The sequence below is a fragment of the Xanthomonas sp. NCPPB 2922 genome (assembly GCF_041520885.1).
Classification (GTDB): Bacteria; Pseudomonadota; Gammaproteobacteria; order Xanthomonadales; family Xanthomonadaceae; genus Xanthomonas; species Xanthomonas campestris.
The window spans coordinates 290915-307081 of the sequence record NZ_JBGOFY010000004.1; the positions used below are offsets into that span (position 1 = coordinate 290915).

Genomic DNA, 16167 nt, shown 5'->3' on the forward strand with positions numbered 1-16167 from the left:
GCGAAGGCCGCAATGCCAGAGACAGCGGGTTTCTCCGACTTGCTATAGCCGTTTTGAATACCTTTCCAGGAATATTTCATTGGTGTGGCATGACAGGCCCGCCCTATGCTCCCGCCGCAGCCGCTAGGTAAGCCTTGTTGGGATTACCACGCATCCACCAGCCCAAGGCCCTTGCCGCGGCCGGATGTGGCAGCAACGACGACAGGGCAGGGCGTTCGCGCACCTGCCCGCCAAAAAATAAGCAGTACATGCGTCCTGGGAGGGAGCACCATGTCAGTGCAACATCGCCACATTCCGGCAGGCCGGGCTGTGGGTCAGCGTTCGATCCGTGAATTCCGCCGCTCCGTGATGGCCATCAGTGTGGCCACGCTGCTGAGCGCGCAGGCCTATGCGCAGGATGCGACTACCACTGCCGCACCGGCATCGGATGCGACCACCCAGCAGCTGGACACCGTGCAGGTCACCGGCACGCGCAGCAGCGTCACCAAGGCGCAGCTGGTCAAGCAGAACGCCGAGCAGATCGTCGACTCCATCGTCGCCGAAGACATCGGCAAGCTGCCCGACAACAACGTCGCCGAGGCGCTGCAGCGCATCTCCGGCATCCAGATTTCGCGCAACTACGGCGAAGGCAGCTCGATCGCCATCCGCGGCCTGACCCAGGTGCGCACCGAGCTCAATGGCCGTGACATCTTCACCGCCAATGATGGCCGTGGCCTGAGCTTCGAAGACGTGTCGGCCGAACTGCTCGGCGGCGTCAACGTGTACAAGAACCCGTCGGCCGACATGATCGAAGGTGGCCTGGGCGGCACCGTCGACCTGCGTACGCGCCTGCCGTTCGACTACGAAGGCCGCAAGATCGCCGGCAGCGTCCAGTACAACTATTACGACCTGGCCGACGACGGCAAGCCGGCGTTCTCGGGCCTGTTCAGCGATCGCTGGCAGACCGGTATCGGCGAGATCGGCCTGCTGGTGAATTATTCGCAGCAGAAGAGCCCGTTCCGCCAGGACACCATCTCGATCGAGCCGTGGTACACCCAGACCGACCTGCCAGGCTACGAAGGCCAGGGCGTGTCGGTGCCGCACGGTGCCGGTATCAACACCACCATCGGTGAGCGCGAGCGCAAGACCGGCGCGTTTGCGATGCAGTGGCGCCCGAACGATTCGGTCGAGGTCTACACGCAGGTGCTGCGTTCGGACTACGACTTCAGCTGGCAGGATTACTCGTTCTTCGCACTGACGCAGCGAAATCCCATACAAGGGTTGCCCGGTATCCAGGTCAACGACCGCAACGAGTTCGTCAACGGCTCGTTCCAGAACGTACCGACCGAATCCAACACCAGCCTGACCGAGCGTCATTCGGTGACCACCGATTACTCGTTGGGCGCCAAGTGGACGGTCAACGAGAAGCTGACCCTGAGCACCGACTTCCAGTATGTCGATGCCACCACCACCGGCACGCGCTACATCGTGGCGACCGGGCAGGACACCAGCCCGCAGTTCAACGTCGATTTTCGTGGCGATCTGCCGCGCCTGTCGGTGACCGATGCTAGCGGCGCTGAAGGCTACCTTGCCGACGTCAACAACTATGACGGCTGGCGCTACCACCTGGACAACAAGGACGACAACAAGGGCACTGAGTTCGCCTGGCGCGCCGACATGGACCTGGCGTTCGACAGCGACTTCGTGCGCAGCTTCAAGGCCGGTGTGCGCTACACCGATCGCGATGCCGAGACCAAGGGCAATATCTATCGCTTTATGTGTTTGAACACCGCATGCGGTGCTGCGACCGACTCGCCATTCGCAGCGTTTCCCAGCATTGGTATCGTGACCAATCCAATTACCGATTTTTTCCGTGGTGAAAGCAGCACCTTTGGACGTACGTTGACCGCAGCCAATTCGGCAGTGTCCAACTACGAGCGGACTCTTGCCACCTTCGGCGCCAGTCCGCTTGTATTCGCACCCAACAATATTAACGCTCAGACCGAGAAGACCTACGCGGCCTACGGTGTATTGCGCTTCGGTGTGGACAGCGACTCAATTCCGTTTGATGGCAACATCGGCGTGCGTGTCGTGCGCACCGAGGTCGGTTCAACTGGTGTACGCACCGGCACCGATAGCGAGGGCGGCGGCCTGATTCCAGTAGATGCGCAGCAGACCTATACGGATGTGCTACCGAGTCTGAACTTGCGTTGGATGCTGAGCGACCAGTTGCAATGGCGTTTTGCCGCCTCGCGCGGCATTTCGCGTCCGACCTTCGACCGCCTCAACCCGAACCTGAGCCTGAGCACCGGCACCTCGAACGGCGCTTCGACCTTCACCGGCACCGCGGGTAACCCGAGCCTGGAAGCGGTCAAGGCTGACCAGTTCGACACCGCGCTGGAGTGGTATTTCGGCCAGGGCTCGATGATGTACGGCACCTTGTTCTACAAGAAGGTTGAAGGCTTCATCGCCAACGCCGTCTTCAACGAGGTGTACGACGGCCAGGTGTGGCAGATCACCCGTCCGGTCAACGGCGATGCCGGCAAGATCCGCGGCGCGGAACTGGGCTACACGCAGTTCTTCGACTTCCTGCCGGGCTGGCTGAGCGGCTTCGGCCTGCAGACCAACTACACCTATGTCGACAGCGAGGCGCCGAGCCCGACGGCCACCGACACCAACGGCCAGTCGCTGACGGTGCCGCTGGAAGGCCTGTCCAAGAACAGCTACAACGCGATCCTCAGCTACGAAACGGCGCGCTTCCAGGGCCGTGTGGCCTACAACTGGCGCAGCGACTGGCTGGTGACCACCGCGGGCAACGGCACTGAAAATCTGCCGGTCTACAACAAGGGCTTCGGCCAGCTGGATGCCTCGCTGCGTTTCAACATCAATGATGTGTGGTCGATTTCGCTGGACGGCGTGAATCTGCTCGATACCCGTCGCGAAAGCTATCTCGGGACCGAGTCGCGCTACCGCGACTTTGTGATCAACGATCGTCGGTATGGCCTGACGTTGCGGGCCAGCCTGTAGAACGCGCCGTAGGAAGTGCGTCGCCGGTCCGGCGAGCTGTGCAGGCAGCTCGTTGGACTGGTGTTTTTCCTATCGACGGCGTTGCCGTCGATCGCGAGGGGAGCCGGAGGAATGATCGCAATGATCGATCCGCCTACTAAGCGCCGCACCACCACAACAGGAGCATGGCTGGCTGTCGTGAGCCTGCTGCTGTTGCTCTTTTCGACGCCCAGCGTGCGTGCGGCCGAGCCCGCCACGTCCGGGCCCTACCAGTGGCGCAGTGTTGCCATTGGCGGTGGCGGATTTGTCACCGGTGTGTTGTTTCATCCCGCCGAACGTGGTCTGGCCTATGCGCGCACCGATGTGGGTGGCGCGTACCGCTGGGATGCGCAGGCGCAGCAGTGGACCGCGCTGACCGACTGGTTGGGCGCCGACGACTGGAACCTGATGGGCATCGACGCATTCGCCGTCGATCCCGCCGATGCCGATGCGCTGTATCTGGCGGCCGGCACCTATATGCACGAACGCGCCGGCACTGCCGCAGTGCTGCGCTCGTTCAACCGCTGCCGCACGTTCGAGCGCGCCGATCTGCCGTTCAAGCTGGGTGGTAACCAGCTGGGCCGCGCCAATGGCGAGCGGCTGGCGGTGGACCCGCACGATGGCCGCGTGCTGCTGCTGGGCTCGCGCGATGCCGGCCTGTGGCGTAGCGACGATCGCGGCGCGCACTGGGCGAAGGTGGCGTCGTTTCCCGACGCCGCGCTGGCCGGTGCCATCGCACGCAATCATGTTGGGCGCGAGCAGGCGGTGGGGATCGCCTTTGTCGTGTTCGACGCAGCCAGTGGCAACAACGGCTCGCCAACACCGCGCATCTACGTGGGCGTGTCCACCGAACAGACCAGCCTGTATGTGTCCGAAGATGCCGGCCGCAGTTGGGCACCGGTGGCCGGGCAACCACACGGCCTGCGCCCGAGCCACATGGCCGGCGGCAGCGATGGGCACTGGTATCTGAGCTATGGCGACCAGCCCGGGCCGGACCTGATGGCCGGGGGAGCCTTGTGGAAATTCACGCCGGCACAGGGGCGCTGGCGTGAGATCAGCCCGATTCCGCAGCCAGCCAGTGGCGATGGATTCGGCTGGGGCGCGGTGGCGGTGGATCCGCAACATCCGCAGGTGCTGCTGGCCAGCACCTTCCGCCGTCGCACGCCGCGCGACGAGCTGTATCGCAGCGTGGATGGTGGCAAGCACTGGACGCCGTTGTTGGCCGATGCGGTGTTCGATCACAGCGCCGCGCCGTGGACCGCACATGCCACGCCGCACTGGATGGGGGCGCTGGCAATCGATCCGTTCGACGGCAACCACGCGCTGTTCGTGACCGGCTACGGCATCTGGGCCTCGCGCAATCTGCAGGATTTCGCCGCAGCGCAGCGCCCGCTGCAGTGGCGGTTCCAGGACCGTGGGCTGGAAGAAACCGTGCCGCTGGACCTGCTCAGCCCGATGGCTGGCGCGCATCTGCTCAGCGCGCTCGGCGATATCGATGGCTTCCGGCATGACGAGCTGGACCGCGCGCAGTTGCAGTACGCCGGCCCACGGCTGACCAATGGCGAAAGCATCGATGCCGCCGGCCAGGCGCCGCAGTGGGTGGTGCGCAGCGGCACCGTGCGCGATCGCCGCAACAACGAAATCCGCGCGCTGTATTCGCGTGATGGCGGCAAGCAGTGGGCGGCGTTTGCAAGCGAGCCGCCAGCCGGGCAGGGCGCCGGCAGCATTGCCATTGGCGCCGATGGGGCGCAGGTGGTGTGGGCACCGGCGCGCGGCGGCAATTGGCGCACGTCCGACTTCGGCGCGCAGTGGCAGCGTGTGGACGGCCTGCCGGATACCGCGCTGGTGGTGGCCGATCGGGTGGACGCACGGCGCTGGTATGCGGTGGATGTCGCCAGCGGGCAGCTGTATGAGAGCACCGATGCCGCGCGCAGTTTCCGTGCGACCGGTGTACAGGTGGGCAGCCCGGCGCGCGATGAACGCACCCGCCCGCAGCTGCGTCCGGACCCGTGGCGCGCAGGCGTGGTGTATCTGGCCAGCCCCGGCAAGGGTGTGATGCGCTGGCAGGACGGCACGCTGCAGGTGCTCTCACAGCCGGACGAAGCGCGCTCGCTGGGCATCGGCAAGGCGCTGCGTGCCGGTGCGCCGCCGGCGCTGTATCTGGCCGGGCGCGTGCAGGGCGTGGATGGCGTGTTCCGCTCCGACGATGGCGGCGCGCAGTGGCAGCGCATCAACGATGACGCGCACCGCTTCGGGCGCCCGTACAGCGTGACCGGTGATCCGCGCATTGCCGGGCGTGTGTACTTCGCCACCGGCGGCCGCGGCATTTTCTACGGCGATCCGAGATGAGCAGTGCATGCCTGTCCGCGACGTCCTGCTGCTTTACCGTGTACGGCGCCGCCGGCCTGGCCGCTGCGGGCGCCGTGACACCGCCGACCCTGGAGATCACCGCATGACCCCGTTCCACATTTCCCGCGCCTGCTTGCTGGGTGTGTTGCTGGCCAGCGGCAGCGCCGCCGCGCAACCGAGCCTGCCGTTGCTGTTTGCCGATGGCGCTGTGCTGCAGCGCGATGAGGCGATGCCGGTATGGGGCTGGGCCACGCCCGGCGCCGCAATCACGGTGAGTTTCGATGGCAAGCAGGCCACCGCCAAGACCGACGCGCAGGGGCAGTGGAAGGTGCGCCTGCCCGCACACACCGCCGGTGGTCCGTACGTGCTGAGCGTGCGTGGCGACGGCGGCGCGCTGCAGGTGCGCGATGTGCTGGTCGGCGATGTCTGGCTGGCCAGTGGGCAATCGAACATGGAGTGGCCACTGGCCCAGGCCAGCGATGGCCCGCAGGCGGTGGCAGCGGCCAACGATGCGCAGCTGCGCCACTTCAAGGTGCCCAAGTCGTGGTCGGTGCAGCCGGAGGCCAAGCTCACCGGTGGCGATTGGAAAGCGGCCACGCCGGAGAACGCCGGTGCGTTTTCGGCGGTGGGCTATTTCTTTGCGAAAGAGTTGCGCGCCAGTACCGGCGTACCGATCGGCATTGTCGACAGCACCTGGGGCGGCAGCGCGATCGAGGCGTGGATGGACGCGGCCTCGCTGGGCCTGAAAGCCGAGCAAAACCAAGGCGCGATCGAGGCGATCAAGCAGCGCGATGCGGCCGCGCAGGCCGCCACCGGCAAGCGCATCGGGCGCTGGCCCAAGGTGGACGGCGACACCCCGCAGTGGCGCACGCCCGAATTCGATGACCGCGACTGGGACAGCATCCCGGTGACCCAGCAATGGGAACTCAGCGGCTATGAGGGCATGGACGGAATTGCCTGGTACCGCACCACCTTTACCCTGACCGCCGCCGAAGCCAAAGCCGGCGTGCAGTTGGGCGTGGGCCAGATCGACGATTCCGACATCACCTACGTCAATGGCCAGCAGGTGGGCCAGACCGAGAAACAGTGGAACCTGCCGCGTGTGTATGCAGTGCCGGCGGCGGCGCTGCGGGCCGGCGTCAACCAGGTCGCGGTGCGGGTGGAAGACCTCAGTGGCGGTGGCGGCATGCACGGCCCGGACGAACAGCGCTTCGTGCAGATCGGCAGCACCCAGCGTTCCCTGACCGGCTGGAAATTCCGCCCGGCGCAGGTGCGCGTGTCGCTCACCGACAACAAGAACCAGCTCCCCACGCTGCTCTACAACCAGATGATCCACCCGCTGCAGCCATTCCCGGTCAAGGGCGTGATCTGGTACCAGGGCGAAACCAACGCCACTGACACCGGTGCGGTGAAATACCGCGACCAGTTCGCTGCGATGATCCAGCAGTGGCGCGCCGAGCGCGGTGCCAAGCGGTTGCCGTTCCTGTGGGTGCAGCTGGCCAACTTCAAGGCCGGCGGCGACACCGGCGATCTGAGTCCGTGGGCGCTGCTGCGCGAATCGCAGTCCAAGACGCTGGCGCTGCCGGCGACCGGGCAGGCGGTGATCATCGACATCGGCAACCCCACCGACATCCACCCCACCAACAAGCGCGACGTGGGCCATCGCCTGGCGCTCGCTGCGCGGCATGTGGCCTACGGCGAAACGCTGGTGTACAGCGCGCCGGTGTTCGCCCGCGCCAGCTATGCCGATGGCCAGGCCAGCGTGCAGTTCGATCTGCAGGGCAGTGCCTTGCAGGTGCGCGGCGGCGGTACGTTGCAGGGCTTTGCGGTGGCCGGTGCGGACAAGCGGTTCCACCCGGCGCAGGCGCGCATCGCTGGCGATCGGGTGATCGTGCGCAGCGATGCGGTGGCCGCGCCGGTGGCAGTGCGCTACGGCTGGAGCGAAAACCCCGCCGACGCCAACCTGGTCAACCGCGAGCAATTGCCCGTTTCCCCCTTCCGAACCGATACCTGGTGACACGGAGTCCTATGTCCATGCATTCCCCCGTTGCACGCGTGATCCCCCGTTCGCTGGCCGGCCGTTGCCTGCGGCCGTTGCTGTTGTCTTCCCTGGCGGTGGCGCTGGCCGCCTGCCAGTCCGGCGAGCCGGACAGCGCTGCAAAGCCGCAGGCCGCCGCAACGCCAGGCACCACGGCACCGGCCACGGCGCCTGCCGCCGCACCGGCGACGCAGACCCCGATGCCGCAGTTCGTCAGCAAGGACGGCAAGCACGCCCTGATGGTGGACGGCGCGCCGTTCCTGATCCTCGGCGCGCAGGTCAACAATTCCAGCAACTATCCCGGCGTGATGGACAAGGTGTGGCCGGCGATGCAGGTGCTGGGCCCGAACACCGTGCAGGTGCCGATCGCCTGGGAGCAGGTGGAGCCGGAAGAAGGCAAGTTCGATTTCTCCTTTGTTGACACGCTGCTGGCGCAGGCGCGCGAGCACAAGGTGCGGCTGGTGCTGCTGTGGTTTGCCACCTGGAAGAACAATGGCCCGGCCTACGCGCCGCATTGGGTGAAGACCGACAACCAGCGCTTCCCGCGCGTGGTGACGCGCGAAGGCAAGGCGATCGGGTCGCTGTCGCCGCATGCGCAGGCCACGCTGGACGCCGACCGCAGGGCGTTCGTCGCCTTCATGCAGCATCTCAAGCAGGTCGACCCGCAGCACACGGTGATCATGATCCAGCCCGAGAACGAGCCGGGCACCTACGGCAGCGTGCGCGACTTCTCGCCGATGGCGCAGAAGTTGTTCGACGGCCCGGTGCCGGACGAGCTGCTCAAGCGCTTGAACAAGCAGCCGGGCAGCTGGGCGCAGGTGTTTGGCGCCGATGCGGACGAGATCTTCCACGCGTGGTCGATCGGCCGTTACATCGATCAGGTGGCCGAAGCCGGCAAGCAAGCCTATCCGTTGCCGATGTACGTCAATGCGGCGTTGCGCGGGCCGTTCAACCCGGGCCAGCCCGGCCAGTACGCCAGCGGTGGCCCCACCGATAACGTGCTCGACGTGTGGAAGGCCGCCGGCCCGCATATCGACCTGCTGGCACCGGACATCTACATGCCCGAGTACCGCATGTACACCACGGTGCTGGAGCGCTACGCGCGCCCGGACAATGCCTTGTTCGTTGCTGAAACCGGCAACCGCCCGGAATACGCGCGTTACCTGTTCCCCACGCTGGGGCATGACGGCATCGGCTGGTCGGCGTTCGGCATGGATTACACGCGCTATTCCAACTATCCGCTGGGCGCCAAGCACGTCAACGAAGAAACCCTGGCGCCGTTCGCGCTGGGCTTCAAGCTGGTGAGCCTGGGGATGCGTCCGTTCGCCAAGGCCGCATCCGAAGGCAAGCTGCACGGCACCGCCGAAGAACCCGGCCAGGCCGTGCAGGAGCTCAAGCTCAACGACCGCTGGAGCGCCACCATCACCTACGGCGTGCCGCAGTTCTGGTTCAAGGGCGAGCCGCCGGGCAACCCCGAGCCGATCGGCGCGGCACTGATTGCCGAGCTGGGCCCGGACGAATTCCTGGTCACCGGTTACCACGTGCGCGTGACCCTGCACCCGGCCAGCGAAGCCACCGCCAACATGCTGTACGACCGCGTGGAAGAGGGCCAGTACGACGGCGACACCTGGCAGTTCCAGCGCAACTGGAATGGCGACCAGACCGACTACGGCGTCAATTTCTCCAGCGCACCGCAGCTGCTCAAGATCAAGCTGGCCACCTACAACTAAGTCCCCGCACGCCGCGCAGTTGCGTGGCGTGCGGCGCACCGTACATCCATCGAACCCAGTGCTGCCGCCCCCGCGGCAGTGTTTCGCCATTCAAAGGGAGTGAACATGCAAACCACCCACCATTCCGCCGGCCGTGCGCCCGCATCCCGACGTCGGCCGCTCGCGCAATGCGTGGCGCTGTCGTTGGCCTTGTTGGCCAATGCCGCGCATGCGCAGGAAGTGCGCAAGGCCGCCGACGGCGTCACCGTGATGCCGAGCGCCAAGGGTGCCGCAGCGGTGCGTCTGCAGGTGGTCGATGCCGGCATCATCCGCGTCAGTGCCGATCCCGATGGCGACTTCGCGCGCACGCCCAGCCTGATGCGCGTGCCGGTACAGGGCGATACCGCCTTCCAGGTGGCCGAGCAGGGCGACAGCGTGCAGCTGAAGACCGGCAAGGTCACCGCCACCGTTTCCACTGTCGATGGCCATGTCAGCTTCGCCGATGCCAATGGCAAGCCGGTGTTGTCCGAAGTGGCCGGCGGGCGCAGCTTTGCGCCGCTGAAGGTGGAAGGCAAGCAGTACCTGAGCGTGCGTCAGCGTTTCCAGTCGCCCGATGACGAAGGCTTGTACGGCTTCGGCCAGCACCAGCAGGGCTGGATGAACCAGAAGGGCCGCAACGTCGAGCTGCAGCAGAACAATATCGACATGGCAGTGCCGTACCTGGTGTCCAGCCGCAACTACGGCCTGCTGTGGGACAACAACTCGATCACCCGCCTGGGCGATCCGCGCGGCCTGCAGCCGCTGCCCAAGTCGCTCAAGTTGTACGACGCCAAGGGCAAGTCCGGTGCACTGACCGCGCGCTACGCCATCAACGGCAAGCAGGTGCTGGAACGCCGCGAGAGCGAAGTGAATTACCAGTACCTCAGCGACCTGACCAAGTTCCCGAAGAAGGCGATCACCAAGGACAAGGACAGCCGCATGCAGGTCACCTGGGAGGGCGAGATCGAAGCGCTCACCGGTGGCGAACACACCTTCTCGCTGTACTCGAGCGAGTACGCCAAGCTGTACGTGGACGGCAAGCTGGTGATCGATCGCTGGCGCCAGAACTGGAACCCGTGGAATCACGAGTTCAAGCTGGATCTGGAGCCCGGCACGCGCCACACCGTCAAGATCGAATGGGATTTGATCGACCCCAGCTACATCGCGCTGCTGCACCGCGACCCGCTGCCGGCCACCGAAGCGAAGGATCTCTCGCTGTGGTCCGAGGCCGGGCAGATGATCGACTACTACTTCGTCTCGGCCGACTCCTACGACCAGGCCGTGGCCGGTTACCGCGAACTCACTGGCAAGTCGGTGATGCTGCCGAAGTGGGCGTATGGCTTCTGGCAGAGCCGCGAGCGCTACAAGAGCCAGGACGAACTGGTGGGCGCGGTGGCCGAATACCGCAAGCGCAAGCTGTCGCTGGACAACATCGTGCTCGACTGGTCGTACTGGCCGGAAAACGCCTGGGGCTCGCATGATTTCGATCCGCAGCATTTCCCGAACCCGGACGGCATGGTCAAGGCCGTGCACGACATGCACGCGCAGATCATGATTTCGATCTGGCCCAAGTTCTATCCCACCACCGCCAACTACAAGGAACTGGACGCGGCGGGTTTCATGTTCAAGCGCAACGTCGAAGTCGGCGAGCTGGACTGGATCGGCAAGGGCTACAAGAACTCGTTCTACGACCCGTACTCCGAAAAGGCCCAGGCCATCTACTGGCGCCAGATCAACGAAAAGCTCAACAGCAAGGGCTTCGATGCGTGGTGGATGGATGCCGACGAGCCGGACGTGCATTCCAACCTGGACATCGGTGAGCGCAAGGCACGCACCACGCCGACCGCGTTGGGCCCTTCAACCGAGTTCTTCAATTCGTATCCGTTGCCGCACACGCACGGCGTGTACGTGGGTGACCGCGCCGCCGACGACAAGCGCGTGTTCATCCTCTCGCGCAAGGGCTATGCCGGCACGCAACGCAATGCAGTGGCGGTATGGAGCGGCGACATCGTCTCGCGTTGGGACGACATGCACGACCAGATTTCCGCAGGCGTGAACATGGCGCTGTCGGGCCTGCCGAACTGGACCTTCGACATCGGCGGTTTTGCGGTGGAGAAGCGTTACGAAAACCAGGACCCGGCGCATCTGCCGGAATGGCGCGAGCTCAACACGCGCTGGTTCCAGTTCGGTGCGTTCGTGCCGATCTTCCGCTCGCATGGCCAGTTCCCGTACCGCGAGATCTGGAACATCGCCCCGGAAGGCACGCCGTTCTACGAGAGCATGGCCTACTACAACCGCCTGCGTTACGCCCTGCTGCCGTACATCTACAGCCTGGCCGGCGATACCTACCAGCGTGATGGCGTGATCATGCGCGGCATGATGATGGACTTCCCGGATGACGCGAAGGCACGCGACATCAACGACCAGTACCTGTTCGGCCCGGCATTCCTGGTCGCACCGGTGACCCGCTTCGGCGCGACCTCGCGGCAGGTGTATCTGCCGGCCGGCAGCAGCTGGCTGGATTTCGCCACTGGTAAGCGCTACGAGGGTGGCCAGACCATCGAAGCCGCCGCGCCGATCGAACGCATGCCGCTGTTCGTGCGTGCCGGCTCCATCGTGCCCACCGGCCCGGTGCAGGAGTACGTGGACCAGAAGCCGGATGCGCCGCTCACCGTGGTGGTCTACACCGGTGCCAATGGCCAGTTCTCGTTGTATGAGGACGACGGCAAGGGCTATGGCTACGAGAAGGGCGAGTTCAGCCGCATTCCGCTGAGCTGGGACCAGGCCAAGGGCGAGCTGCGCATCGGCCAGCGCGAAGGCAGCTGGACCGGCATGCAGGCCAAGCGCACCATCAATGTGCGTTTTGTCGACGGCCCGCGTGAGGACGCCGGTGCGCTGGAGCCCAAGGTGGACACCAGCATCCAGTACGACGGCAAGCCGGTCAGCGTGTTGCAGCGCAAGATTGCGTCCGGCAAAGCGCGTCGTCGATGATTGCAGGCTGTCTTTCCACGATGAGTGTGCAGATGCCGGAGCGCCGCAAGGCACACGCGCGCAGTTCCGGTGAAGCCGCACGGTGGTCACCGTGCTGACACGCAGAGAACTCTGCAAGGCAACCGGGGCCGCAGTCGCGGTCCTGGGTGCCGCTCCGGCGTTCTCGCAGGCAGCCGGCATCGCGCCATTGCCTGCGGTCGCCCCGGACGATGCCTTGCACCTGTGGTATCGCGAGCCTGCCAATGAATGGGTGCAGGCCTTGCCGGTCGGCAACGGCCGGCTGGGCGCGATGGTGTGGGGCGGCATCGCCCACGAGCGTCTGCAACTCAACGAAGACACGCTGTATGCCGGTGGCCCGTACGACGCCACCAATCCGCAGGCGCTGGCGGCGTTGCCGCAGGTTCGCGCGCTGATCTTTGCCGGCCGCTATGCGGAGGCCGAGCAGCTGGCCGATGCCAAGCTGTTGTCGCGCCCGCTCAAGCAGATGCCGTACCAGCCGTTGGGCGATCTGTTGCTGGATTTCGATCGTGCCGACGGCATCAGTGAGTACCGTCGTCAGCTCGATCTGGATACCGCAGTGGCCACCACCACGTTCCGCTCCGGCGGCGCGGTGCACCGGCGCGAGGTGTTCGTGTCGGCGCAGTCGCAGTGCATCGTGGTGCGTCTGTCCTGCGATCGGCCGGGTGGTATTTCGTTGCGGGTGGGCATCGACAGCCCGCAGAGCGGCGAGGTCACGGTGGAGCAGGGCAGCCTGCTGTTCAGTGGCCGCAATGGCAGCTTCGCCGGCATCGACGGCAAGCTGCGCTTTGCATTGCGCGTGCTGCCCCAGGTCAAGGGGGGCAGCGTCACCGCGGTGCGCGACCGTCTGCGTATCCAGGGTGCCGATGAAGTGGTGTTGCTGCTGACTGCGGCTACCAGCTACCAACGTTTCGATGCGGTGGAAGGTGACCCGCTCGCGCTCACCGCGGCAAGCCTGCAAAAAGCCGGCAAGCTCAGCTACGCCGCGTTGTTGCGCGCGCATTTGGCCGATCATCAACGCCTGTTCCGGCGCGTGGCGATCGACCTGGGCAGCAGCGAAGCGGCCAGGCTTCCCACCGACGAGCGCGTGCAGCGCTTTGCCGAGGGCGACGACCCGGCACTGGCAGCGCTGTATCACCAGTACGGCCGCTATCTGCTGATCTGCAGTTCGCGGCCCGGCACTCAACCGGCCAACCTGCAGGGCATCTGGAATGACCTGATGCAGCCGCCGTGGGAGAGCAAGTACACCATCAACATCAACACCGAGATGAACTACTGGCCCAGCGAAGCCAACGCACTGCACGAGTGCGTGGAACCGCTGGAAGCCATGCTGTTCGATCTCGCCCGCACAGGTGCACACACCGCCCGTGCGATGTACGACGCGCCCGGCTGGGTGGTCCACAACAACACCGATCTCTGGCGCCAGGCCGGGCCGATCGACGGTGCGCAGTGGAGCCTGTGGCCGATGGGCGGGGTGTGGTTGCTGCAGCAGTTGTGGGACCGCTGGGACTATGGCCGCGACCGTGCGTATCTGGCCAAGATCTATCCGTTGTTCAAGGGGGCGGCAGAGTTCTTCGTCGCCACCCTGGTGCGCGACCCCGGCACCGGCGCGATGGTGACCAATCCATCGATGTCGCCGGAAAACCAGCATCCGTTCGGGGCGGCGGTCTGCGCCGGCCCGACCATGGATGCGCAGCTGTTGCGTGACCTGTTCGCGCAGTGCATCGCGATGAGCAAGTTGCTTGACGTCGATGCCGCGCTGGCACAGCAGCTGGCCACGCTGCGCGAGCAATTGCCGCCCAACCGCATCGGCAAGGCGGGGCAGTTGCAGGAGTGGCAGCAGGACTGGGACATGCAGGCGCCGGAGATCCATCACCGCCACGTCTCGCATCTGTATGCCTTGCATCCCTCCAGCCAGATCAACCTGCGCGACACGCCCGAGTTGGCGGCTGCCGCGCGGCGTTCGCTGGAGATCCGCGGCGATAACGCCACCGGCTGGGGCATCGGCTGGCGCCTGAACCTGTGGGCGCGGCTGGCCGACGGCGAGCATGCGTACCGCATCCTGCAACTGCTGCTCTCGCCCGAGCGCACCTATCCAAACCTGTTCGACGCACATCCGCCGTTCCAGATCGATGGCAACTTCGGCGGCACCGCCGGCATTACCGAGATGCTGCTGCAAAGCTGGGGTGGCAGTGTGTTCCTGCTGCCGGCCTTGCCCAAGGCCTGGCCGCGCGGCAGCGTGCGCGGCCTGCGTGTGCGCGGCGGCGCCAGCGTGGATCTGGAATGGGATGCAGGTCGCTTGCAGCAGGCCCGTGTGCACAGCGATCGCGGCGGGCGCTATCAACTGTCCTATGCAGGGCAGACCCTGGACCTGCAACTGGGCGCCGGGCGCACCCAGCAGGTGGGCCTCAACAACAACCGATTGGTGAAGCAATGAGCGTGTACGTAGGACTGGATGTCGGCACACAGAGCGTCAAGCTGGTGGCCTACGATCCGCAGGAGCGCGCTGTGGTCGCCACCATCGGCGCGCCGATGGAATTGATCAGCCGCGACGATGGCACCCGCGAGCAGCAGGCGCAGTGGTGGATCGACGGCATCGTGCATTGCTTCGCGCAGCTCGATGCCGAGCTGCGTGCGCGCGTGCGCGGCATCTCGGTGTCGGGGCAGCAGCATGGCTTCGTGCCGGTGGCCGCCGATGGCAGCGTCACCGCGCCAGTAAAGCTGTGGTGCGACACCAGCACCGCGCTGGAATGCGACGAGATCATGGATGCGGTGGGCGGCGCGGCAGGCAGCGTGGCCACCGCCGGCAACCCGATCATGGCCGGCTACACGGCATCCAAATTGCCGTGGACGCGCAAGCATCGCCCCGAGGCGTATGCGGCGATGACCACGGTGATGTTGCCGCACGACTACGTGAACTTCTGGCTCACCGGCGAGCGCTTCACCGAAGTGGGCGATGCCTCCGGGACCGGTTGGCTGGATGTGCGCACCCGCCAGTGGTCCGAGCGCATGCTTGGCGCGATGGATGCGCAACGCGACCTGCGCGATGCCTTGCCGCCGCTGGTGGAGACTGGCGCGGTGTTCGCCCTGTCCGATGCGGCGGCTGAGGCGCTTGCCTTGCCGGCCGGCGTGCGCGTCACCACCGGTGGTGGCGACAACATGATGGCGGCGATCGGCACCGGCAATGTGGTGCCCGGCCGCCTGACCATGAGCCTGGGCACCTCCGGCACCTTGTTCGCCTACGCCGATCATCCGGTGGTGGACGACGACGCACGCTGGGCCGCGTTTTGCTCGTCCAGCGGTGGCTGGTTGCCGCTGATCTGCACCATGAACTGCACCGTGGCCACCGAAGCGGTGATGCGCATGTTCTCCATCACCCGTGCGCAGACCGAGGCCATGATCGCCGACACCACGCCCGGTGCCGACGGGCTGGTGCTGTTGCCGTTCTTCAATGGCGAGCGCACACCCAATCTGCCGGATGCCCGTGGCTGCCTGTTCGGCATGGATCTGCACAACACCACACCGGCGCATTTCTATCGCGCGGCGATGGAAGGGGCCACCTACAGCCTGCGCAATGGCTTCGATGCCTTTGTCGCGGCCGGTCTGCAGTTCGATACCATCCTGCTCACCGGCGGCGGCAGCAAGAGCGCGCAGTGGCGGCAGATGGTGGCCGACGTGTTCAACCTGCAGGTGATGGTGCCGACCCAGCCCGAAGGCGCGGCGTTTGGTGCCGCGCTGCAGGCGGTGTGGGCATGCGACCGCGACGATGGCGGCCAGGCTGCGTTGTCGGAGGTGGTGCTGGAGCACCTGCAGATCGACGACGCATTGTCGGCGCGCCCGGATCCGCAACGCGTGGCCGCCTACCAGCAGCACTACCAGAACTTCCTCAAGCACCTGCACGTCGTCAGCCCGCTCTACGCCGGCTGATTCATCACTCCCCCAGTACCAAGGACCTCTCACCCCATGAGCAACACCGTTTTCATCGGCGCGAAAGAATAT

7 protein-coding genes are annotated in these 16167 nt (G+C 65.7%); all 7 read left to right on the plus strand.

What is annotated here, in order from left to right:
* The first annotated feature begins 270 nt into the window (after positions 1 to 270).
* Positions 271 to 3006 carry a TonB-dependent receptor gene (locus ACD584_RS08050; protein ID WP_076035895.1) on the plus strand — a complete coding sequence of 912 codons (2736 nt, stop codon included), beginning with the start codon at positions 271 to 273 and terminating at the stop codon, positions 3004 to 3006.
* 111 nt (positions 3007 to 3117) lie between these two features.
* Positions 3118 to 5373 carry a cellulase gene (locus ACD584_RS08055; RefSeq protein ID WP_076035894.1) on the plus strand — a complete coding sequence of 752 codons (2256 nt, stop codon included), beginning with the start codon at positions 3118 to 3120 and terminating at the stop codon, positions 5371 to 5373.
* A 103-nt stretch (positions 5374 to 5476) separates the two neighbouring features.
* Positions 5477 to 7390: a sialate O-acetylesterase gene (locus tag ACD584_RS08060; protein ID WP_076035893.1), complete on the plus strand. Its 1914-nt coding sequence runs from the start codon at positions 5477 to 5479 to the stop codon at positions 7388 to 7390.
* Positions 7391 to 7473: 83 nt separating this feature from the next.
* On the plus strand, positions 7474 to 9141 hold the full coding sequence (gene galD, locus ACD584_RS08065) for a GH35 family beta-galactosidase GalD (protein ID WP_076037711.1): 1668 nt from the start codon (positions 7474 to 7476) through the stop codon (positions 9139 to 9141).
* Positions 9142 to 9246: 105 nt separating this feature from the next.
* A complete protein-coding gene (locus ACD584_RS08070) occupies positions 9247 to 12150 on the plus strand; it encodes a TIM-barrel domain-containing protein (RefSeq protein ID WP_076035892.1) in 2904 nt (967 codons plus the stop codon).
* Positions 12151 to 12241: 91 nt separating this feature from the next.
* Positions 12242 to 14605 carry a glycoside hydrolase N-terminal domain-containing protein gene (locus tag ACD584_RS08075; protein ID WP_175611491.1) on the plus strand — a complete coding sequence of 788 codons (2364 nt, stop codon included), beginning with the start codon at positions 12242 to 12244 and terminating at the stop codon, positions 14603 to 14605.
* Positions 14602 to 16095, plus strand: a complete 1494-nt coding sequence (gene xylB / locus ACD584_RS08080; RefSeq protein ID WP_070693269.1) for a xylulokinase — start codon at positions 14602 to 14604, stop codon at positions 16093 to 16095. The genes ACD584_RS08075 and xylB overlap by 4 nt, the downstream gene beginning before the upstream one ends.
* Positions 16096 to 16167 lie beyond the last annotated feature (72 nt).